The organism is Marinobacter sp. LV10MA510-1, from assembly GCF_002563885.1.
GTDB lineage: Bacteria > Pseudomonadota > Gammaproteobacteria > Pseudomonadales > Oleiphilaceae > Marinobacter.
The window spans coordinates 3,120,693-3,141,729 of record NZ_PDJA01000001.1 but is presented as its reverse complement, the minus strand read 5'-3'; the positions used below and the strand labels follow the sequence as shown (position 1 = coordinate 3,141,729).

Annotated in this window: 14 protein-coding genes; 6 read left to right on the top strand and 8 right to left on the bottom strand. The window is 56.7% G+C overall.

The annotated features are described in order from the left end of the window. Positions 1 to 6 precede the first annotated feature (6 nt). From recD to recC, 3 genes are read right to left on the bottom strand one after another with little or no spacing between them, the layout of a single operon-like run. A complete protein-coding gene (recD, locus tag ATI45_RS15020; RefSeq protein WP_098420383.1) occupies positions 7 to 2,385 on the bottom strand; it encodes an exodeoxyribonuclease V subunit alpha in 2,379 nt (792 codons plus the stop codon). Beyond that, positions 2,382 to 6,134 carry an exodeoxyribonuclease V subunit beta gene (gene recB, locus ATI45_RS15015; protein ID WP_098420381.1) on the bottom strand — a complete coding sequence of 1,251 codons (3,753 nt, stop codon included), beginning with the start codon at positions 6,132 to 6,134 and terminating at the stop codon, positions 2,382 to 2,384. The genes recD and recB overlap by 4 nt, the downstream gene beginning before the upstream one ends. Further along, positions 6,131 to 9,697, bottom strand: a complete 3,567-nt coding sequence (gene recC / locus ATI45_RS15010; protein WP_098420379.1) for an exodeoxyribonuclease V subunit gamma — start codon at positions 9,695 to 9,697, stop codon at positions 6,131 to 6,133. Before recC ends, recB begins: the two co-directional genes overlap by 4 nt. Before the next feature lie 132 nt (positions 9,698 to 9,829). Between recC and ATI45_RS15005 the strand changes: the two genes are divergently transcribed. The 6 genes from ATI45_RS15005 (at position 9,830) to ATI45_RS14980 (ending at position 16,486) form a co-directional block, all read left to right on the top strand. Next, complete coding sequence (locus tag ATI45_RS15005; RefSeq protein WP_098421779.1) at positions 9,830 to 10,264, top strand: hypothetical protein; 435 nt, start codon at positions 9,830 to 9,832, stop codon at positions 10,262 to 10,264. A gap of 79 nt (positions 10,265 to 10,343) precedes the next feature. Next, positions 10,344 to 10,808, top strand: coding sequence for a DUF4864 domain-containing protein (locus ATI45_RS15000; protein WP_098420377.1), 465 nt, complete (start codon positions 10,344 to 10,346; stop codon positions 10,806 to 10,808). A 95-nt stretch (positions 10,809 to 10,903) separates the two neighbouring features. After that, positions 10,904 to 11,152 (top strand): helix-turn-helix domain-containing protein, encoded by a 249-nt coding sequence (locus tag ATI45_RS14995; RefSeq protein ID WP_098420375.1) that lies wholly within the window; start codon positions 10,904 to 10,906, stop codon positions 11,150 to 11,152. Positions 11,153 to 11,158: 6 nt separating this feature from the next. Then, positions 11,159 to 12,451: a type II toxin-antitoxin system HipA family toxin gene (locus ATI45_RS14990; protein WP_098420373.1), complete on the top strand. Its 1,293-nt coding sequence runs from the start codon at positions 11,159 to 11,161 to the stop codon at positions 12,449 to 12,451. Between the two features lie 70 nt (positions 12,452 to 12,521). Then, a complete protein-coding gene (locus ATI45_RS14985; RefSeq protein ID WP_098420371.1) occupies positions 12,522 to 14,225 on the top strand; it encodes a VRR-NUC domain-containing protein in 1,704 nt (567 codons plus the stop codon). Next, complete coding sequence (locus tag ATI45_RS14980) at positions 14,222 to 16,486, top strand: ATP-dependent DNA helicase (protein WP_098420369.1); 2,265 nt, start codon at positions 14,222 to 14,224, stop codon at positions 16,484 to 16,486. Before ATI45_RS14985 ends, ATI45_RS14980 begins: the two co-directional genes overlap by 4 nt. 28 nt (positions 16,487 to 16,514) lie before the next feature. Here ATI45_RS14980 and ATI45_RS14975 read toward each other — a convergent pair whose 3' ends face one another. From ATI45_RS14975 to ATI45_RS14955, 5 genes are all read right to left on the bottom strand, one after another. After that, entirely contained in the window at positions 16,515 to 16,886 is a 372-nt protein-coding gene (locus tag ATI45_RS14975) for a VOC family protein (RefSeq protein ID WP_098420367.1), read from the bottom strand. Between the two features lie 87 nt (positions 16,887 to 16,973). Further along, the gene (locus ATI45_RS14970) at positions 16,974 to 17,837 is read right to left on the bottom strand and encodes an NAD(P)/FAD-dependent oxidoreductase (RefSeq protein ID WP_098420364.1); all 864 of its coding nucleotides are present in this window, start codon (positions 17,835 to 17,837) and stop codon (positions 16,974 to 16,976) included. 176 nt (positions 17,838 to 18,013) lie between these two features. Further along, positions 18,014 to 18,625 (bottom strand): cytochrome b/b6 domain-containing protein, encoded by a 612-nt coding sequence (locus ATI45_RS14965; RefSeq protein ID WP_179888418.1) that lies wholly within the window; start codon positions 18,623 to 18,625, stop codon positions 18,014 to 18,016. Between the two features lie 2 nt (positions 18,626 to 18,627). After that, positions 18,628 to 20,256 carry a tetrathionate reductase family octaheme c-type cytochrome gene (locus ATI45_RS14960; RefSeq protein WP_098420360.1) on the bottom strand — a complete coding sequence of 543 codons (1,629 nt, stop codon included), beginning with the start codon at positions 20,254 to 20,256 and terminating at the stop codon, positions 18,628 to 18,630. 40 nt (positions 20,257 to 20,296) lie between these two features. Then, positions 20,297 to 20,851, bottom strand: a complete 555-nt coding sequence (locus ATI45_RS14955; RefSeq protein WP_098420358.1) for a rhodanese-like domain-containing protein — start codon at positions 20,849 to 20,851, stop codon at positions 20,297 to 20,299. Positions 20,852 to 21,037: the final 186 nt, after the last annotated feature.

Genomic DNA, 21,037 nt, shown 5'->3' with positions numbered 1-21,037 from the left:
CTAAACTTACTCGTCAAGCACTGCGCCCAATCCGGATGCCCGCACCACCTGCTGCCCCACACTCTCGCTGAATACGCTGGCGTCACCGGTTATCAAACTGAACCAGTTTCTTGCCCGGGTAATGCCGGTGTAAATCAGCTCCCGTGTGAGTACCGGGCTTACCCGGTCCGGCAGTATCAGGCAGGTGTGGTTGAACTCCGAACCCTGGGATTTGTGCACGGTCATGGCGTACACGGTTTCCAGCTGTTGCAGCCGGCTGGGTGATATCCAGCGGATGTCGCCGCTGCCGTCGCTGGTGGGAAAGGCCACGCGCAACATTGTCTGTGTTTTTTCGTCATCGCTTTGCGGATCTGTGCCCGTGCCCATGTTCGAGGCAACACTGAAGGTGATTCCCACGTCGCCGTTCATCAGCCCCAGATTGTAATCGTTACCGGTAACCAGCACCGGCCGCCCGGCGTACCAGCCCTCGGCTCGCGGAATCAGCCGTTGCGCCAGAAGATGGTGCGCAATCAAGTCGTTCAGCCCTTCCACACCCCAGGGCCCGCGGCGCAGGGCGCAGAGGATTTGAAAATCACTGAAAGCCTGCAATACCGATTTAGCCAGTTGGTCCCACTGTCCGGTTGTGCTGTTGCTGTCCAGATTGTGATTTTGCATCAGCGTCAAATAGTGGCGGTAACCCACCGGTGGCGGTAAAGGCTGCCCGTTGCCATCGATTCGCCCTTCTCCGTTATTGCTGAATGCCTGCCGACTACCACTGATCGCATGGCCACAGATCAGCGCCTGAGCATTCTCCAGAGAGGGTTTTTTGCTGCGGCCATTGAGCCAGACTACGTCCTCAAAAGTTGCGTCACGGGCCTGCTGCAGGGTGTCGGCGCTCAGCGCGTTGGTGTTAACCGCTTCGGCCAGGTGGCGAATGCCGCTGCCTTCGGCAAATCGATAACTTTTGCGCAGCATGGCCACCGCCTGGTCCAGAGGCTGGCCGTTTGAATCCTGCAAGACCGCTGGAATGTCGGTGCCGGTGATGGCTTTCAACCACTGTACAGTCGCTGGTAGATAATGCCCGTCAGGCGCACGCTGACAGAGTTCGCCCAGCACCGCACCGGCGTCTACCGAGGCTAGCTGATCTTTGTCACCTAACAGAATGAGCTGGGCGCTTGCCGGCAGTGCATCGAACACCGACGCCATCATATCCAGATCCACCATGGAGGCTTCGTCAATCACCAGAATATCCACCAACAGGGGGTTATCCTGGTTGTGGCGGAACTTGCGAGTGTCCGGACGGCTGCCCAGCAGCCGGTGCAGGGTGGTTACCTTGGTGGGTATATCCGCCAATGCGACCTGCCCCGGTAATTGTGCCAAGGGCAGCCGGCTGACAGCGCCGCCGATGGATTCGTTCAGTCGCGCAGCGGCTTTGCCTGTCGGCGCGGCCAGGCGAATACGGTACTTTCTACCTTTCTTCCCATCCCCCCCTTCCCGCTCCGGTGACTCGCCTGCGACGGACTGCAAAGCCGCCAGCAGCTTGACCACAGTGGTGGTTTTGCCGGTGCCGGGGCCGCCGGTAATCACTGCAAAGCGGTTGCGGGCCGCCAGGGCACAGGCTAGCTTTTGGTAGTCGACAGAGCTTTGGGGATTTTGCGAGTTTAAAGTGCTTTGAGAATCTTGAGAGCTTTGAGGATTTAAAGAGCCCTGCGGTTTAAACAGTACGTCCAGAGCCTGGCTCAAAGTGGCAGCCGCGGGCGATAGCGGGTCAGCCAGCGGGGACGGCTGCGCCAGGCGCTGTTGAATGCCGGCAGCAATGTATTGCTCGTAGCGCCAGAAGCGGCGCAGATACAGCCGGGTTCCATTTAGCACCAGCGGCGTGGTGTGCGAGCCATCACTGACCGCTAACGCATCGTTTAGTGCGCTTAAGCACTCCTGCACGGACACCTGTGCCAACAGATCACTTGGCCGGGTTTGGCCCAGGTTGGTATTTGTCGAATTTGCGATAGGCGCTGTAGCGGAGCTGGACGGGTTTGCCTTGTTCTGGCTGCTAGCTGCCGTTGGCTCTTCCGGTGGCAGTGACAATGTTGTTGTGGCATCAGCCATCAGAGTTGCAAGGTCCACGCACACGTGGCCGCGGCCCACTTGATGGGATACCAGTGCGGCAAGCAGTAAAACCAGGGGTGCCGGTGTGTTCCCTTGTTCATCTGATAAATCCCGGATCAGCTGCGCAAAGCGCACGTCCAACGGGCGAATCCAGCCGGCTTGCTGCCATGCGTCCAGCTGTTCTAGCAGAGCATCGGTGTGCTGCAGGGCAAGCCTGTTGTCAGGGGAGCTGGCGATAACAGGTGTCGTCTCGTCCAGATCAAAGGCAAACTGGTTGTCGAAATTCCGGGTTTTGCTCATGCTGCCACCTCCGCGGCCGTGGCTTTGCCATCAAACATGGCATCCAGTTGCTCCATCAATGCTTTCGGTGGCTTGTCGCAAAACGCCCCGGCTCCGGGCGCATGGATGCCGCGCAAAAACAGATAGACCGCACCGCCCACGTGTTGGTCATAATCGTAATCTGGCAGACGGGCTTTCAGCAGCCGGTGCAGGGCCAGCAGATAAAGTACGTATTGCAGGTCATAGCGTTTTTCCAGGATGGCTTCGCCCATGGCCTGATTGGTGTAAGCGCTATCGCTGTCGCCCAGCACGTTGGATTTGTAGTCCAGCACGTAATACTGCCCGTTGTGTTCAAACACCAGATCAATAAAGCCTTTGAGCATGCCGTTGAAGCGCCCGCCCTCCACTCGTGGGCGGTCAGCGCCATTGAGCGTGTGTTGAGTCACCAGCTTGTCCAGTGCGCGGGTGCTGACATTGCGGCTTTCAAACCAAAACTCCAGTTCCGGACGCAGTGTGTTCAGGCGGGCCAGGCTGGTGCTTTCACTGTTGCTGCGGTTTAGCGGCAGCGGCTGGCGCATCAGCGCGAGTAGCCAATGCTCCAGGGTGTTTACCCAATCGCTCCAGCCCCGGGTACTGCAGCGGCGGGTGAGCTGCTCTCGCAGCAGCGGTGGGTTATCCACAAGGTGTTGCAGGCCCTGCTGCACGCACCATTCCAGAATATCGTGCAGAAAGGTGCCGGGGCCTGCGCCCTTGGGGAAATAGTGCAGGCTGTGGCTGAGCAGCATGGCGGCGTCTTCTTCATCGCTGGTTTGGGTGCCTTCTTCCAGCAGGTTCTGGGCTTCGGCATCTTCAAACTCGCTGGCAAACATAATACCGGTGCCAGACAGGCCGCTGTATTCCAGCGACGAGTAGCTGGCAATCCACCAGTCTTCGCGCGCCTCGCGGGTGGACACCAATGCCGGTCCCAGGGCGGCGGGCGCAGGTTCCGCATAGTGCTCGTCAGTGGCTTTGGGCAAGGATTCTACGAAAAGCTCGCTGTGGTCAGCGGCCAGTTGTTGCAGGGCGTCACCCAGCGATTGTGTGGCGGCAGGGTTACCGTTGAGCAGATGCCCCAGGCCGCTCAGCTGCCAGTTCTCAATTTCGGTCACGCCCACCCAGGTGGCAAACCGGGCGCGGGTCAAGGCGACGTAGAGTTTGCGGATGTCTTCACCCAGGCGTTCTTTGTCCGCCTGCTCGACGTCGTTTGGTGTGGGGTCGAACACGGTGATCAGCTGGTCTTTGTCGTCGTGATAACGCACAAACGCCTGTTTTTCGTTTTCCGCGCGGTAGGCGGTGCCAAAGGGTAAAAATACCAGCGGGTATTCCAGGCCTTTGGATTTGTGCACGGTGATCACTTTTACCAGCCCCGCGTCGCTTTCCAGGCGCAGGGTGCGGTGCTCGTCTTCGTCGTCGGCGGCCCGCAGAATGGCGGTGAAGTGGTGCACCAGTGCGTGTTCGCCGTCTAGCTGCAGGCTGTCTTGTTGCAGCAGTTCGGCAATGTGCAGAATGTCGGTTAGCCGGCGCTCGCCGCCGACGCGCTGCAGCAGCCTGCCGGGCACGTCAAAGTCCATCAGAAAACTGCGCAACATGGGCAGCACGCCCTGGCTTTGCCACTGCTGCTGGTAGCCCATGAAGCGCTCGATTTCACGCTCCAAGGCCATCTCGTTGGTCAGTAGCTGATCAAGATAGGACCAAGGCAAGCCCAAGGTTGGTGTGGCCAGGGCCGCGCGGGCATAGGCCAGCTGGCGGGGTTCGGCGAAGGCTTTTAGCCAGCACAGCACTTCTTTTGACTCTTGAGACGTCAGTACCGAATCCCGGTCAGACAGGTACACGCTTTTTATGCCCCGTTGCCCAAGCGCATTCCGCACTGCCGCCGCTTCTTTGCGGTTGTTCACCAGAATAGCGATGTCTTTGGGTTCTGCCGGCTCGATGTCATTCAGGTCGGTTTCCAGCGCAAAACCGGCCAAACTCTGCTGCCCTAACGTCAGCAGGCGCGCAATTTCACTGGCGCAGGTGCCGGCCACATCAAGGGTGGCGCTGCCTTTTGCCAGGCCTTTGCGATTGCCGCTTTTGTCGGTGTTTTCGCTTTCACTGGCCCACAGCGTCAGGCTGGGCTTCAGCTCGCCGTTGACGGCCCACAGGCGCTTGGTGCCGTTGGCCTCTACCGCCTGAAATGGCAGCGCTGAGGCATCGCCTTTGCCGAATAGAAAAGCGCCTTCGGGGCTGTGTTGGTCGCCATACTCGAACACCCGGTTCACCGCTGCCACCATTGGCCGTGACGAGCGGAAGTTTCGGCCCAGTGTCCAGGTACGGTCGCGGGCGCCGGTGCGGGCGTCCAGATAGGTGTAAATGTCGGCGCCGCGGAAGCCGTAAATGGCCTGTTTTGGGTCGCCGATCATCAGCAGGCAGGTATCCGGGCGATTCTCTGCCACCCGGTAAATGCGGTCGAAGATGCGGTACTGAACCGGATCGGTGTCCTGAAACTCGTCTATTAGCGCGACCGGGAACTGGCGGCGAATGGTGGCCGCCAGTTGGTCGCCACGGGGGCCGTGCAAAGCGTCGTCCAGCCGGGTGAGCAGGTCATCAAAACCCATTTCTGAGCGTTTCTGTTTTTCCGATTCCAACCGCGCCGCAATCCAATGAGTTGAGTGGCGAAGAATATCGGCCTCGGCACTGGGCAGGTTTTCGCTAAAGGCGATCAGTTCTGCGATAGCGTCAAACGCCTTGTGGTGTGGGACATCGCCATCGCCTTTGAGTTTTGTCGCAAGCACCTCGGGTGTCTGGTTCTGAAAGCCGGCTTTCTCCATTCCGGCAGGGAAAAACTCATCGGAGTTTGTCCAGTCCAGCAGGGTGTCCCAGGCCGTAACCATCGGCTTCATACTGCCGCCGTGCAGGCGTTTGCTTTTGTTCAGTGCCAGCAACATGTCGGTTACTTCGGGCTTCCACTCAGCCCAAGGGTGGGCTTTCAGCGTTTGCGACTGCTTTTTACGCTGTTGTACTGTGGCGTCAATCAGCTGTTCTACACTGCCGCTGGTCGCGTCGAGGGAATCAGCAGCCAGAAGCAGATTGCGCACCGCCTTTTGCAGTTGGTCAGGGGTTTTCCAATGGTCGATAACCTCGTCCATCAGCTCTGGCGATAACGGATAAATAAATGTGCGCCAGTAATCCCGCACCACTTCTTCCATCAGGCTGCTTTGGTCGGTTTCCAGGGTAAGTCGGAACAGGCTGCCGCTGTCGAATGCGTGCTCGCTAAGCATGCGGTTGCACCAGGCGTGAATGGTGGATACTGCAGCTTCGTCCATCCATTCCGCTGCCAGCAGCAGTTTTTTGCGGCAGTCTGGCCAGGTGGCCGGGTCTGGATAGCTGTCATCCCGCAGCTGGTGAATCAGCGCGGTTTCTGCTGTGGGCGGTATGCTATCGGCGACATTGGAAAACACCTCGGCGGCCTGGGTCAGCCGAATGCGAATGCGATCCCGCAGCTCTTTGGTCGCAGCGTCGGTAAAGGTCACCACCAGCAGGTTTGGCGGTACCAGGCCCGCGGCCAGGGCGCCGCCTTCCGGCTGACCGTGGCCCAGTACCAGGCGCACGTACAAAATCGCAATGGTGAAGGTTTTGCCGGTTCCGGCGCTGGCTTCAATCAGGGTGCTGCCGTTCAGGGGTAGCGCCAATGGGTCAAGATTGGGGTTTGGCTTCGCCATTAAGGGCGCTATAAAAGGTGTAGTAGCTGTCATACCTCGTCCTCGAACTGACCGGCGGCGGATTTGCCTTGTTCGGCTTCCCACAGGGGCACATAGAGTTCGTGCAACAGGGCTTCAAATTCGCCGCTTTCCAACAATAATTCAGCGCTGTCAAAGGCGCCGCGTAAATAGCCGGTGTCGCGTTCCAGCGCGGTGGTGTAGGCCTGCTCGGCGTCGCTGATGGCGCGTTCGTGCTCACCGAGAAATTTTTTGCTTTGATAAAAGCTATAAATCCAGGCGAAACCGGCTTCACAGTGCACCGGTAATGCGCGCGTATTGGCGTCCATCCAGCGCGCCAAAATGGCGTCCAGATGCTTGCGTGCGGTTTCCTTTGCCAGAGGTGCGAAGCGCACATTGCGTTTTTCTTCTTTGCCCAGAATCAGGGTTTCAAAAGGCTGCGCTGCGATTTGCCCGGCTAGGTGAATCACCCAGTCGCGTATCAGATTGGCGTAGCGAATTTTTTTGGACTGCCCGCTGCCCGTGAGCAGGCTGGAGCCGGCGATGACCACCCGGCAGAGCTTACCCTCTGAATTGCGGCGCAGATGGTCAATCAGATCCAGCACCTCCACCGAGCCGGTGCTGGTGGCTAAATGATAATTAAATGGCAGGGGTTCGCGGATTTCCTCGGGCCATTCGGCCAGGGCGCTCCGATAACGTTCGAACAAATTTGGCAGACGGCCAGACAGCTCGCCGCGCAGCCGGTGCTCGGTGATGCCCATGCCAAGGTCGCCGCTCCGGGCCATGCGGTCGAGGGTCGTTTCCAAGCGTTGTTCCAGATCTTCCTCGTTACTGGCTTTTAGCACGCCCTGTTCAATCAGTTCGGTGTCTAGGCGCCAGCGGTCGAGGCCGTTCAAATCAAAGTTTTCGGTGTCGGTGTCGTCGTCTTCCACGTCTTCAAAGCGCACTTGCAGGCGGCGCTGGTAAAACGTGTCTATCGGTTTTTTCAAAAAGCCGGCCAGATCATTCAGGGTGATGGGTTCTTCCGGCTGCTGGTACGCCAGCGCCTGCTGTTGCGCGTCTGTCGAGACAGTGCCGTGAGCACTGCGCCATTCGTGTTCGTAGGTGAACAGGCTGCGGGCGTGTCGGGTTTGGGGAAAATAGTCGCGGCTGAACGGTTGTAGCGGGTGGCAGGTGGTCAGTGCATCCGTTACCGCGACATTGGGCTGCCCTGGCAGATGCCATAAGCCGTTCAAGTGATCCTGCAATTGGCCCACCAGCACCGATGGCGGCCGTGGCGAATCGTCGCGAATGCTGCGCCCTACCCAGCTGATATAAAGCTGTTCGCGGGCCGACAGCATGGCTTCCAGAAACAGATAGCGGTCGTCTTCCCGGCGGGAACGGTCCCCCGGTCTATAATCCTGTGCCATCAGGTCAAAATCCACCGGCGGCCGCGAGCGCGGGTAGTCGCCGTCGTTCATGCCCAGCAGGCACACCGTGCGAAACGGTATGGCGCGCATAGGCATCAAGGTGGCGAAGTTCACCTTGCCGGCCAGAAAACGCTGGTTCAGGCCGCCTTCATCCAGGCCGTCCAATAGCACGTCTTTTACAATGTTTAATGGCAACGGCTGGTGTTCCAGCCCCGCGGCCAGTGTGTCGTCCAGCCATTGTTCCAGCTGGCGGCGAAAGCGGTTCAGCAGCAAAAGGTCATGGCCTTCGACTTTGTGGAAAAACTGTTCCAGCATGGCGGCGAACAGCGCTTCCCACTGTTGCGGTGTGCGGCTTGCCTGTAGGTCTTGCCACAGAATTTCCAAACGATGGATAAACTCGCCAAGGCGTCCGGCCAGGCTGGCCTGCAAGCCGCCAATCTCGCCGTAGGGCTGAACGCCGGCCCAGGGCTCGTCGTCGCCCATGCCATAACCTAACAGCATGGAACGCAGGCCAGATTGCCAGGTGTTGCGATCCAGATCGGCTGGCAGCTCCAGGCTTTCCCGGTGGGCCCCGTGCAGGCCCCAGCGAATATTGGCGCCTTCCACCCAGCGCCGCGCCAAGGGGATTTCCTCTTCGGCAATCTCGAACCGATCGCGAATGCCGGGCACTTCCAACAGGCTGATGATTTCGCTCACCCCAAAGCGGTGGCGCGGCAGCGACATCAGGGTTTCCAGGGCTATCAATACCGGCTCGTGGTTGCGCTGACCCTGATCGGAAATGGTAAACGGAATATGGCGTTTGCGCCCGGCGGTATAGCGGCCAAACACCGCCTGAATGTGGGGTGCATACACGTTGATGTCGGGCACCATTACCATGATGTCGCGGGGGCGCAGGGTGCTATCGGCGTTGAACGAAGCCAGCAGCTGGTCATGCAATATTTCCACTTCACGCTGTGGGCTGTGGGCGTCGTGAAACACCATGGAATGGTCATCTTGCAGATTCAGCTCGCGCTGTTCAGCGCGAATCTCCTGCAGCGGGGTCAGGTTGTAAATATCGTTCTGCAATTGGTGCAGCAGGCAGGTTGCCTGACCTGCACCGTGCTCGGAGAAGATGTCGATCTTCTGATCCGGCGTCTGGAATCTGTTGCGGTACTCGTCGGGGTTGTCGAATTCGTCCAGAAGGCGAATATAATCCCGGCCCTGTTTACCCCAGGCTGCCAACAGCGGGTTGGCGTGTTGGTGCAGCTGGTCGGCGTCGTCAATCTGCGACAGCGTAGGGTGGCTGGCACCGCGTTTGCGCTCGGCTTTGAGCAGTTCGCGATCGCTGACAATATCAGCCCAGTAAAACTGCGAAGGGTTGTGAACGCAAAGCACCACCTGGCTAAAGCGGCTAAGCACGTACAGGGCTTCAAGCGCCTGGCGTGGCAAAGACGATACACCAAACACCACAATGCGTTTTGGTAAGCGACTTGGATGGGCGGGTGCGGTGATTTGCTGGCCCTGCGTCATAAAACGGGTGTGAATTTGTGAGCGACTTGTGTGCGCTTCGGTACCGGTGTCTTCCACCAGCTTGCGCCACAGCATTGGCTGCCAGCGGGTGTCTTCCTCAATCGGTTTTTCGCCGTTACGGGTGCTGATGACCACATCCCGGTCCTGCTCCCAGGCTGCCAGCCAATCGGCTCGGAACACCTGATACTGGTCAAATAAATCCGCGACTTTTTCGGCCAGCTGGAACGCCCGCAAATCGGTGTCGCTGCCGTCCAGAAAACGCGCCAGCGGGTTGAACGCCTCATCTGTAAGAACAAGTTCCGGTAACAGCCGGTACAGCCGCCACACCAGTCGGCGTTTATCAAAGGGGGATTGCTCTGGCACCTCGCCGTCTGGCAGCACGGCGCGATAGGCCTGCCAGATAAACCGCGCCGGGAACAAAAAATCCATACCGGCGGCAATGCCCAAGCCGCCTTCGCTGCCATCCTCTGAACGCTTTTCCGCCAGCGCCAGTTTTAACCACTGGGCAATACCGTTGCTTTGCACTAGAAACGTTTCGCTTTGCAGCGGCGGTAGCGGGTTCTGCTGGCAGATAAACACCACGGCCCGGCGCAGATCTTCTAAATGATTGGCGTGAACCGCGTGAAAACCGGGGGTAATATGCGGGTTGTCACTTGTGGCATTTGTGGATGAAGCGGCCATGGTCTTCCTTGTCTGGTATGGGGTTCAATCCCGATGCGTCAGCTTAACGTATGTGACCACAGAAGCGGACAGTTTGAAACCGTGCGCGATGGAAAATCATCGCAAGGTAAATACCTTACTGAACGGGTGATTATGAGCAGAATAGGATTGGTCAAAAGCGCCGTAAACGAACAGCTGAACGACAGTTATGATCTGCTGGCCATGCGACTGCTGTTCTCGCCAGAGCACGTTGTTGTAAACATACAAAAGGAAATCAAGGATTTGTATGTTTATCCGGAAAGGCTTGAAAGCGGTTATTGCGACGAGTGGCGCGCCATTGCGACACGCGCCCTGTTTCGTAATGCCTTTGGCGAGCACTGGCGGTCGGATGAAGAAAATCTGCAGCGTTACCTGAAATATTTGCGCAGCCAGGCCATTCCGAAATGTGTGCACCAGAACGTTGAGTTGTTCCGCATGCTGGGTCAGGCGCTTGCCATTGCTCGCTCAGACAACACCATTGCCTTTCCTGATCGGCAGCGACAGGCGCTGATCAACATCATTTGGCCAGAAAAGGCCGGCCGTAAGTAAAGCCGGGCTTACACTTGGGGAGTCCGCAGCACCGTTTTTCCCGTATTGGTTAAAATATGGTCAAAAAAAGGGTTTCGTCATGGGCCAGCAACTTACCCGCACCACAAAGAGCGTTGTTCTGTTTCTGATAATAAGTTTGGGTTTTGCGCTTGTTTGGGCATCCCAGTCTTTTGCCAACGATAATGATGAAGAAGCCGGAATTCAGGACACGATCCAGATTCAAGACTCTATCTTGCGCCAGATCGAAGCGTTCGCTAACAACGACGGTGAGCAAGCCTGGGCTTATGCGTCCGAGGGTATCAAGCGTCGCTTTGGATCGTCACAGGTGTTTGTGGAAATGGTGCGCGAAGCCTACCCTGCGGTACACAGTGCCACCCAGATTGAGTTCACCGAAAGTGTGCCCCACGGTATTTTTCACATCCAGGTAGTGAAGCTCAAAGGCCCCGAGGGCAAATCCTGGGACGCCTATTATCGAATGGTACAGGTAGAAGACGTCTGGAAAATCGCTGGCGTGCGTCTGCAACCGGCGGATATAGGCATTTGAAATAGTATAGAGCTGCTTAATCCCCTATGAAGGATATTATTGACTTTATACCCTATACGGTATGAAACTTAATTTATCGTCTAAGGGGTATGTTCATGAAAATTACTTCACCTGAAGCGCTGTCTACCGCCATCAAAAATGCAAGGCATCGCCAAAATCTGAGCCAGCAAGCGACTGCGGCCGCAGTCGGCGTGAAACAGGCCACGGTTTCCAACTTTGAGAATTACCCGGAGAAAAGTCGAATCGAGACTCTGTTCAAGCTCCTTTCCGCTCTTGATCTTGAATTGCGTGTGGTGGAGCGCGGTGCTTCGGATTCGGTAATCGGTTGGAGCGAAGAATGGTGATTGTCCATGCCTGATTTACTTGTGGCCCTGAACGGTATTGAAGTTGGAAAGTTAACGTTAAAAGCCTCCGGCGCTATGGTTTTTCAGTATTCTCCTGCCTGGCAAAATCAGCCCGGTGCCCGAGCTATCTCTCTTTCACTGCCGTTGTCTTCGAAGGTATATCGCGGAGCGTTGGTTTTTAATTTTTTTGATAACCTTCTGCCAGACTCGAATGCCATAAGATCTCGCATGCAAGCACGTTTCAGCGCTCCTACCCGCCATCCTTTTGATCTACTTTGGAGTGTTGGCCGAGACTGTATTGGCGCCATTCAGCTCTATCCTCAAGATTGCGACGTGCCGAATGTCCGAAAGGTGACGGCTGAACCACTTGACACCACCGCGATCGAGTTTTTGCTGGGCAATTATCAAGATGCACCGCTGGGCATGGCGCGGGAAAATGACTTTCGCATTTCACTGGCGGGTGCTCAGGAAAAAACGGCGTTACTCTGGTATCAGGAGCATTGGCAACTCCCCATCGGGAGCACGCCCACCAGTCATATCTTCAAGCTCCCAATCGGTTTTCTGGATCATAGCAATATTGATCTTCGTGAAAGCGGTGAGAATGAATGGCTCTGTTTACAGCTTTTAAAAGCCTTTGGGTTGTCCACTGCTAATGCGGAACTTGGGCAGTTTGGCCGTCAGAAAGTATTAATTGTCGAACGCTTTGATCGGCGCTGGTCGAAGGATTCCGCTTGGCTAATGCGATTGCCTCAGGAAGACTTTTGTCAGGCCCTCGGCGTAGCACCTGCGATCAAGTACGAGAGCGATGGCGGCCCGGGAATTCACGATGGTATGAAGCTTCTTCTTGGTTCCCAGGAGGTTCAAAGGGATCGCGAAACCTTCTTCAAAGCTCAGATATTGTTTTGGCTGATGGCGGCGATTGATGGCCATGCAAAAAATTTCAGTCTTTTTATAGAGCCTGGCTCAGCCTATCGGATGACACCGCTGTACGACGTGATCTCAGCCTATCCGCTGATGGCGCAAGGCAGTCTGGCGTCGCAAAAAGCAAAAATGGCGATGTCTGTTAAAAGCCGTAACCGCCATTACCATTGGGATCGAATTCAACAAAGGCATTTCATAAGTGCGGCTCATCAAGTTGGCTTCTCCCGCGAGAGGGCGAGCGAGCTCCTCGACGAGATCGCCGAACAGGTGCCCCGTGCAATCAGCGCCGTAGAAGCCCTGTTGCCCGTTGATTTTCCATCGCGCATTAGTGAATCCATTTTGGACGGTGTGAAAAACCAAGCTAAAAAAATAAAGTAAATTCAGGCGTTAACTCATTAAATTCGAGTGGTTGCATTGCACCTCCTCAATTAGGTCTGTCCGTGTCTTTATGAGCAAGCATCACCAGGATTTCAGGCCCGCCGCGGCGAATCTTGAAAACCCCCTGTACTACCTGGAAAACATGGAAACGGTGGTGGCGTGGGTGGCTAACCACCACTCCGATTTGCTGTCGGCGCCGGAGAATGCCCGGCTAAGCGAGTTCCTTGATTTGCCCCGTCCTGCCCGAGCTTTGTTGGCCCGGATGGTGATGCGCAGCGGTGAGCTGTTCCGCACTGACAAGCTGAAGTACCCAGAGTTGGGAAGTTCGGAAGCGGATGCGTTGAACAACCTGATTAGAGATGACTGGCTGGATTGTGCTCCCTTGCTGACTCTGGACGATCTGTTTCGCCTGTTTACCCTGGCCGAACTTCGCCCGGCGTTTGCGCCGGCTCTGGTGCAGGCCGGTTTCAGCAAAAACCTGGCCAAAGCCCAGATGCGCGATGTGTTGAAGGGTACCTACGCCGATGCCCGTACCGTGATCGACTGGCTGGGTGACTCTGGTTCGCCGGTAGTGCGGGTGAGCTCAATGGCACTGTTTGACCGCGTTCGCCTGATGTTCTTCGGCAACCTGCGCCAGAGCTGGTCGGATTTTGTGCTGGTGGAGCTGGGCCACCAACGCTACGAGCAGGTGCAATTCACCTCTGAAGCCCGGGCTTTCTCCGAACGCAGCCAAGTGGATACCTATCTGGCCATGCACCACTGCCGCGAATGTCTGGACGTTGGAATGCCGGCCGCTGAAGTGTGGGCCCAGGTGCCGCAACCTTCTGACAACCCGTGGCTGAGCAGTCGCCGCGATCGCCTGCTGCTTGAGCTGGGCCGACAGGCGGAACGTCAGGGCGAGCGGGAAGTAGCTTTGGAAGCACTTGCCTCAAGTGGCCATAGGGAAGCCCGGTTGAAACAACTGCGGCTGCTGGAGCGGATGAAACGCTTTGACGAAGCCTGGGCGATTGCCTCTGACTGGCAGCACGCCGAACTCAGCGACGCCGAAGCCCAGGGTCTGGCGCGGATTCTGAAGCGGTTGGCAGCCAAAGTGAAACAGCCCGCTCCTTTGGCACCACAACCGCCGCCGCTTGACGAGTTCACGTTGACGCTGCCGCAAACGGGTCGCTCTGTGGAGAGGGCGGTGCGCGACCATCTTTCGAGTCCTGAAGCACCGGTGTTTTATATGGAAAACACCCTGATAAACAGCCTGTTTGGTCTGCTGTGCTGGAACACCATCTTCAAGCCCATACCCGGCGCTTTTTTTCATCCGTTTCACAGTGGCCCGGCGGACCTGCTGCGGAAAGATTTTGTCAGCCGGCGCCAGGCCGCGTTTGATCAGTGCTTTGCGGCGCTGCACGATGGCGGCTATCGCCAGCAGATACTGAACACCTACGCCGTAAAGCAGGGCATTACCAACCCCTTTGTGACCTGGCCTGCGCTGAATGAGGAGCTGCTGACGCTGGCGCTGGATTGTATTCCAGCGCTTGATTTACACATTCTTTTTGAGCGACTTTTGCTGAATATTCGCGAACATCGCAGCGGTTTTCCCGATCTTGTCCGCTTTTACCCTGAAAATCCGCATACCAGGCCGCGATACGAAATGATTGAAGTGAAGGGCCCTGGCGATCGCCTACAGGATCACCAGGTTCGCTGGCTTCATTTTTTCGCCAGCAAGGGCATCGCCGCCAGCGTGTGTTATCTGCGTTGGCAAACCGGCGAGGCCACGCCATGAAGGTGGCGGTACGCACACTCTGCGAGTTTGCTGCCCGTGCAGGCGATCTGGATTTTCGTTACACCCCGGCGCCCAGCGCCGAAGAGGGCATTGCCGGCCACCAGGCGATTCAGGCAAAGCGCGGATACGGCTACAAAAGCGAGTACCCGATTAGCGGCGAATGCCTGGGCTTGGCGCTGTCTGGCCGTGCCGATGTGTATAACCCGCACTCCGGACTGCTGGAAGAAATCAAAACCCACCGTGGCGACTTGTCGCGCATTCGCTCCCATCAGCGCGCACTTCACCGGGCTCAGCTGCGGGCTTACGGTGCTCTGCTGTGCCGCCAGGAAAAGCGTAAAACCGTAAAGCTGGCACTGGTGTACTTCGATATTGGCAACAACCGGGAAACGTCGATCAGCGAAACCGCCCGCGCCGATGAACTCTGGCAAGAGCTGGAAGTGCTGTGTGATCGCTACCGGCTGTGGGCAGAGCAGGAAGCCCATCACCGGGAGCAGCGGAATATTCGCCTGTCTGGACTGCGTTTTCCGTTTGCGCAGTTTCGCCCGCGCCAACGCCAGCTTGCGGAAACCGTTTACAAAAATACGGTGAAGGGCGGCACCTTGCTGCTGGAAGCGCCTACCGGCCTGGGCAAAACCTTGGGTACTTTGTTCCCTGCACTTATGGCCATGCCGGCGGCGAATCAGGACGTGCTGTGCTACCTCACCTGCCGTAACACCGCTCGCCAGCTGGCGGTAGACGCGGTGGATCGCCTGCGGTTAGCGCAGGAAACACCGCAAATCTGGCCGTTAAGAACCTTGGAACTGGTGTCTAAAGCCGATGCTTGCGAGCACCCGGACAAAGCCTGCCACGGCGATTCCTGCCCCCTGGCCAAAGGTTTTTTTGACCGCCTGCCAGACGCCCGCGCCGAAGCCGCCCAGGCCGATTCCACATTGACTCAGGAGACGCTGGCGAAGATCGCCGCCGGCCATGACATCTGCCCCTACTTCTTGGCCCAGGAAATGGCGCGTTGGTGTGATCTGGTGATTGGCGATGTAAACCGGATGTTTGATCAATCCGCCCTGCTCTATGGCCTGACCCGGCAGAATCAGTGGAAAACGGCAGTGCTGTTGGATGAGGCCCACAATCTGGTGGATCGCGGCCGCGGCATGTATTCGGTGCAGCTGGACCAACAGCGGCTTTTGAAGCTGCGTAAAACCGCGCCCAAAGTTCTAAAATCCCATCTGGACCGCACTGCCCGGGCCTGGCAGGGGGTGATTCGTGACCAAGCCGAAGCTGGCACAGCACCGGTGTTTCTAAGTGCTTTGCCTGTATCGCTGACCGGCAGCCTGCAGGGCCTGGTGTCCGGGCTTACGGATTATCTGGCGGATAACCCGCCGGATCTGGCGTTGCAGGAAGTCCTGTTCGAGTCGGTTGCCTTTATGAAACTGGCGGATTCGTTCGCCGACCATTCCCTTTGTGAATTTCGCCGCGAAGGCCGCGGCCGCGCCAGCCTGACCATTCAGAATCTGGTGCCGGCGGATTTCCTGCGTGACCGGTTTCAGGCGGCGGCCTCGGTGTTGCTGTTTTCCGCGACCTTAAGCCCAGGCGTGTATTACCGGGATTTGCTGGGGTTGCCGGAAGACAGCTGTTTTACCTCCCTGCCCAGCCCGTTCGGCGCCGATCAGTTACAGGTGAACTTCACGCCCAAAATCAGCACCCGCCAGGCTCATCGTGAGACGTCGGTAATGCCCATTGCCGAGCTGATCGCGCAGCAATATCGCCAGCGCCCAGGCCACTATCTGGCGTTTTTCAGCAGTTTTAAATATCTGAATGAGGTCAATGTGGCGTTGAGCAGCAGCGCCGCAGATGTGCCCCAACGCTCACAGCAGCCAGGCATGAGTCCGCAGCAGCGCAAAGATTTTCTGGCAGGCTTCCGCGAAGAATCCGGCAGTGTGGCCTTTGCGGTTTTGGGGGGCGTGTTCAGTGAAGGTATTGATTTACCGGGGGACCAGCTGATTGGCGCGTTTGTGGCCACCCTGGGGCTGCCGCCCTTTGATGCCTGGCACGACATTTTGAAACAGCGCCTGCAGAAACGTTTCGGCGCAGGTTACGACTACACCTATCTGATTCCTGGCCTGCAGAAAGTGGCGCAGGCGGCGGGGCGTGTTATTCGGACGCCAGAAGACGAAGGGGTGATATGGCTGATTGACGATCGATTTTTACAGCTGCAGATTCGGGAGTTGTTACCGCGATGGTGGTTTGGAACCGAGACCGCCGATTAAAGCGGCCTCAGCTTACGGCAGGGCTGAATCAGCCGAAGTGGTAAAAAGCTACCTTGTTGCCGTCTGGGTCTTTCACGTAGGCACCGTAAAACTGGTCGGGAATACGCTGGCCGGGTTCGCCGCCACAGCTTGCACCCAATTCGATGGCTTTCTGATAGTAGGTATCAACCGCTTCTTTTGAGCCTGGCTGAAACGCCAGCATATTACCGTTACCGGGGTGGTTCGGCGAACCGTCATGCGGTGTACAAACCGCCATCATGGGGGATTTCATATCTTTACCAATAAAGGCAATGCGGCCCAAATCCAGCAGGACTTTTGCGCCCATGTCGCCCAGAAGATCCGTGTAGTATTTCTTGGCTTTTTCCATATCGCTGACACCAATCGTGACGTATCCGATCATGCTCTATTCTCCTGTTCTGGCTTAGCCAGGTGTGTTGTCGGTCGTGTCTGACTCAAGCATTACGAACGAGCGGTCTTTTTTGGTCTGTCAGACCGAGCGGCGCGCCGGCTTTGCCATCCATTCGTGGCCTTTTAGCATAACATGCCAGTACAGGCCCGGCAGCTGCTTGGCTTTCAGAAACCAGGCGGCTCTTGTGGCTTTGGTGCGGCGAAACGTTGCTTTGTGCGAAGGGCCGTTAACCGACACCAGGTTGTTCTGGTAGTTAAGCTCAACGCCGTACTTTTCAATGTAACTTTGCAGCGCCGGCACATAATCGGGGACGCCAAACAGTACAGCGCCGGCGTTATGGAATTGAATGTCGATGTTTTTCAAAGCCCCGTTGCGCAGCCAGTAGTCTGCTGACAAATACATCGCCTTTTGTGGCGCACCGGCACACTTGATGGGCATGGGGGGTTGGCTGAACAACGCGCGCCCGGTTTTAAGGCTCTGGACCATTTTCCAGGTGTAGCTGGCCATGCCCTCCTGGTAGTTGGAGGTAACACCGTTCGAGCCAAGCGCTTCTTTCAGGCCGTCAATACCGGCCCAGTTCAGTTCTACCCCGGGTGCCAGCACCAAGGCCTGGTACCCGATCACAGAGCCGTCGGCCAGCGTAACCTGATTGTTCAGCTCGTCTACAGAGCACACCGTTTGCTTGTACCATGAGGCAAATCCCGGCATAACACTGGCCATGGGTTTTGAGGTGGTTTCCGGCTTGAAAATACCGCCCCCAACCATGGTCCAGCCGGGCTGGTAATGGTGGCTGTGTGCCGGCTCAATAATCGCGATATCCAGGGTGCTGTCTCGTTTGTGCAAGCTTGCAGCAACGGAAATGCCCGCGGCCCCGCCCCCAACAATAACTACGGTGTGCTGTTTGCCTTGCTCTTTACCCTGCTCTGCGGTGTTGGTTTGCATGCCTCTGAACCTCTTGTCATTATTTGGATGGACAGATTTCTCTTGAGATACGTCAAATCTTACCAAACAATGGGTTCTATCGTTATACCTATTAAGAATATTAAAAGACTGTTCGTTCTATGAACAGTCTTAAGGGGTATGGCGGTTCTTATGGAGTAAAACGGAGACTGGATGTGTCACGGCTTTTTGCTGGGTTCATCCACCGTATCGTAACCGGTCACCATCGGTTTTATGTGACTGAACAGGGTGGCCCCCAGAGTGGTCATGTACACATGGCCGATGATGAACACCATCATGGCGAACGCGGCGATTGTGTGGACGGTGGCCACGGCCTGCAGTGATAGAACACTTGATAGCGCTTCGGGCCATTGGCTGTAGAACAGATACAGCAGACCAGACACCCAGATAACCGGCGAAATCATCAGTTTGAAAAACAGATAGGCCAGCCGTTGCAGCGGGTTGTGCTTGGCTTTGCTGGTTTTGCGGTAGGGGTGGCTGGCACCGGTAAAGGTGCCAATCAGATAGTAATGCGCCACGGCCCAAAGGCCGTCGCGAGTGGGTATGTACTGGCGCCACTCGCCGGTGGTTATGTGCCAGAAAATGGCGAAAAGCCAAAGTACAATTAAGGCCCAGGCGGCGATGGTGTGTAACTGGGTTGCGTCCGCAAATCCGAACAGCTGGTAGCTGCCGTGAATTTCAAAACCGGTCAGCAGCAGGCTGAAAATCAGCAGCGCCTGGGACCAGTGCCAGAAACGTTCAAAACGTTTGAAAATCATTACCTTGGCCATAATCAACGCTCCTTGGTATGTTCGCGACGGCGGCGAAAGAATCTGCGAGCTAAACCATGAAGGGCTACGCCTAGCAACGTTAAAAGCACGACCAGCCAGCCAATGCGGTTGAGCCAAGGGTTGCTGCTGTGCCCCGGCATGTAAATTCCCGGCAATCCGGCCAGTCGGCTGTTCGCGCTGTGGCAGGCGGCGCAATCCAGAGCCTGGTCTGCCGGCGCCACCATGTGAGTAATGGGCCAGTGCATGGTGGTTTCAATAAAGTCGTATTCTCCACTGAAAGGAATGCCGGACCATTCGCTGCCGGTTTTCAGTGCTTTGGGCCAATCGTAGTTACTCCACAGCGAAGAGTCGTCTTTACCGAACACGTGGGTGGCCAACAGGGTTTCGTAAACGGTGTCGTAAGGCTGTTTGCCACGCATCACCTTGAATGGCCAGATGCGGGAATCTCCATCGCCTGGGCTGCCCTTCACCCGGTTGATGTGCACCGGCAACTGAGTCAAATCCAGTTTGGCGTCTATCAGGGTGTATTCCACAGTGCCGTTGAACCAGGCGTATTCTGGGGTGACGTTTTCGCCGTGGCGGAAATTGCCTTTTTCGCTCAGATAGCTGACGTGGCCATTCTCGTCTTTTAACGCCATAGGCTGGCCGTCTTCGTCCAGTTTGCCGGCGGTGGACCAGTCCCACCACATTTTGGTGGCGACACCGCCGCGGGCGAAGGCTGGAATATGACAGGTCTGGCACGCCAGTTTTTCAACGTGGTCATTCAACTTGGCTTGCGGGTGAGGTTCGCTGCCGTGGCAGGATTCACAGCTGGCGCGACCCAGGTCGGTGTGGCCGGGTACATCAATACCCAAGGTGTCTTTGGCGTTCACCTGATAGCGGCTGCCAGCCACGTTGTGGCCCCAACTGGTGTGGCAGTCGGAGCAGCTGAAATCCAGGCCGTCGCTGGCCATGTGCACGTCCAGCTCGTGGCTTGGGTCTATCAGTGACGAATCCAGATCACCGTGTTTGACCCCGTCAGCGCCGCCACCGTAAAAGTGGCAGCTGCCGCAGTTTTCGCGGTCACTGGCGCCCACGTTGCGGGCAACTTTGGCCAAGTCGGGTGGCAGCACCAGTGTGCCGCTGCTTTTTGGCCATTCGCGAGGAATATCCGTGGGGAAACCGGCCAGGGTGGGGAATTTCCAGTATTCGCCGGTGGTGTCGTGGCACACCAGGCAATCCACCGCATTTTCTGCAACCGGTGGCGGCTGGTTCATGTCTTCCCAGCCATAACCAACGTGGCAAGACGTACAGCGCGCTTCGTTGGTGACTACCATGCCGCAAAAGCTGTTAATCACCTTGCTTTTACCCAGCTGTTGGCCGGTTTCAGGGTGATCGTATAGCCATGTCCAGTGGGTTGTAGCACGCACTTGCTCGCCAGCTTCGGTGTGGCAGGTCAGGCAGGCGGCGGTCACTTCCGGCGCTGAATTGAACGGGCCCTTCAGCGCCTCGAATTTGGTGTGGTCTGCGGTAGTCGGCGCCCGCTCTGCAGACGCCAGTGCTTCTGAGGATAGTAGCGGCAACAACAGGAGCGAAAACAGCAGGATTGCCACTGCCCTTCGTTGGGATAAAAGCTGGGACAAGCCTTCCATAATCGCCTTCCTTGCGGTGCTGACCGCTTATGAACCGTTATTACTGACCTGGGCGATAAATCTTTTCCGGATTGATCTCCATAGACCAGGGCAAGCCGTCATTCTGCCAGCCGTTAACGATGCGCATACCGGCTTTTTTGCCCTCTTTGGCGCCGCTACCCTGAAAGCCGTGATCAATGTATTTCACATTGGTAAAACCTTGGGACAGCAGGTAATCGGCACTGGGCTTACCCCGTGAAGAACCCGAGCGGCACATGGTGATAATCAGCGCGTCCTTGTTCAGGCCTTTGGCTTTCAGAGCGGCTTCAATTTGTGCGGCGAACTGCGGGTTTTTGTCCATGGCAAAGCGCTGCTTGTCGTCCAGAAACCGGCTGCGATCGGCCAGCAAGAACGGAATGTTGGCCTGAGCCACATCGGTAAAGCCGATAAACATGATTTCGATGGGGTCGCGCACATCCACAAACAGCATTTGGTCAGGCTGTGTTTGTACCAGATCAAAAGTTTGCTGGGGGGTGACGGCCAAAGCTTCATCATTTGCGAAGGCATGAACGCTGAGTCCGAAAATTATAAAAAATGCGATTAATAGCTGCTTCATTTCGCGCTTTCTCCTGCAATGAAACGGGTTTGTATCCACCTTTCACTATAGCCCAAAGTGCGCTGAATTTCTTTTTTAGAATAAGCTTATAACTAGAACGTTGACCGGGATCAAAAATGACTGAAGCGTTTAGCGCAGGCATGTCCTGCGCTTTTGACGCGTGTCACCCACGTTACTAAAAGCCCC

Bases quoted from the DNA above. Each gene is read 5' to 3' on its own strand.
- ATI45_RS14955 (WP_098420358.1), bottom strand. From the start codon at position 20,851: ATGAAGCAGCTATTAATCGCATTTTTTATAATTTTCGGACTCAGCGTT.
- recC (WP_098420379.1), bottom strand. From the start codon at position 9,697: ATGGCCGCTTCATCCACAAATGCCACAAGTGACAACCCGCATATTACC.
- ATI45_RS14985 (WP_098420371.1), top strand. From the start codon at position 12,522: ATGAGCAAGCATCACCAGGATTTCAGGCCCGCCGCGGCGAATCTTGAA.
- ATI45_RS14980 (WP_098420369.1), top strand. From the start codon at position 14,222: ATGAAGGTGGCGGTACGCACACTCTGCGAGTTTGCTGCCCGTGCAGGC.
- ATI45_RS14995 (WP_098420375.1), top strand. From the start codon at position 10,904: ATGAAAATTACTTCACCTGAAGCGCTGTCTACCGCCATCAAAAATGCA.
- recD (WP_098420383.1), bottom strand. From the start codon at position 2,385: ATGAGCAAAACCCGGAATTTCGACAACCAGTTTGCCTTTGATCTGGAC.
- ATI45_RS14990 (WP_098420373.1), top strand. From the start codon at position 11,159: ATGCCTGATTTACTTGTGGCCCTGAACGGTATTGAAGTTGGAAAGTTA.
- ATI45_RS15000 (WP_098420377.1), top strand. From the start codon at position 10,344: ATGGGCCAGCAACTTACCCGCACCACAAAGAGCGTTGTTCTGTTTCTG.
- recB (WP_098420381.1), bottom strand. From the start codon at position 6,134: ATGACAGCTACTACACCTTTTATAGCGCCCTTAATGGCGAAGCCAAAC.
- ATI45_RS14975 (WP_098420367.1), bottom strand. From the start codon at position 16,886: ATGATCGGATACGTCACGATTGGTGTCAGCGATATGGAAAAAGCCAAG.
- ATI45_RS14960 (WP_098420360.1), bottom strand. From the start codon at position 20,256: ATGGAAGGCTTGTCCCAGCTTTTATCCCAACGAAGGGCAGTGGCAATC.
- ATI45_RS15005 (WP_098421779.1), top strand. From the start codon at position 9,830: ATGAGCAGAATAGGATTGGTCAAAAGCGCCGTAAACGAACAGCTGAAC.
- ATI45_RS14965 (WP_179888418.1), bottom strand. From the start codon at position 18,625: ATGGCCAAGGTAATGATTTTCAAACGTTTTGAACGTTTCTGGCACTGG.
- ATI45_RS14970 (WP_098420364.1), bottom strand. From the start codon at position 17,837: ATGCAAACCAACACCGCAGAGCAGGGTAAAGAGCAAGGCAAACAGCAC.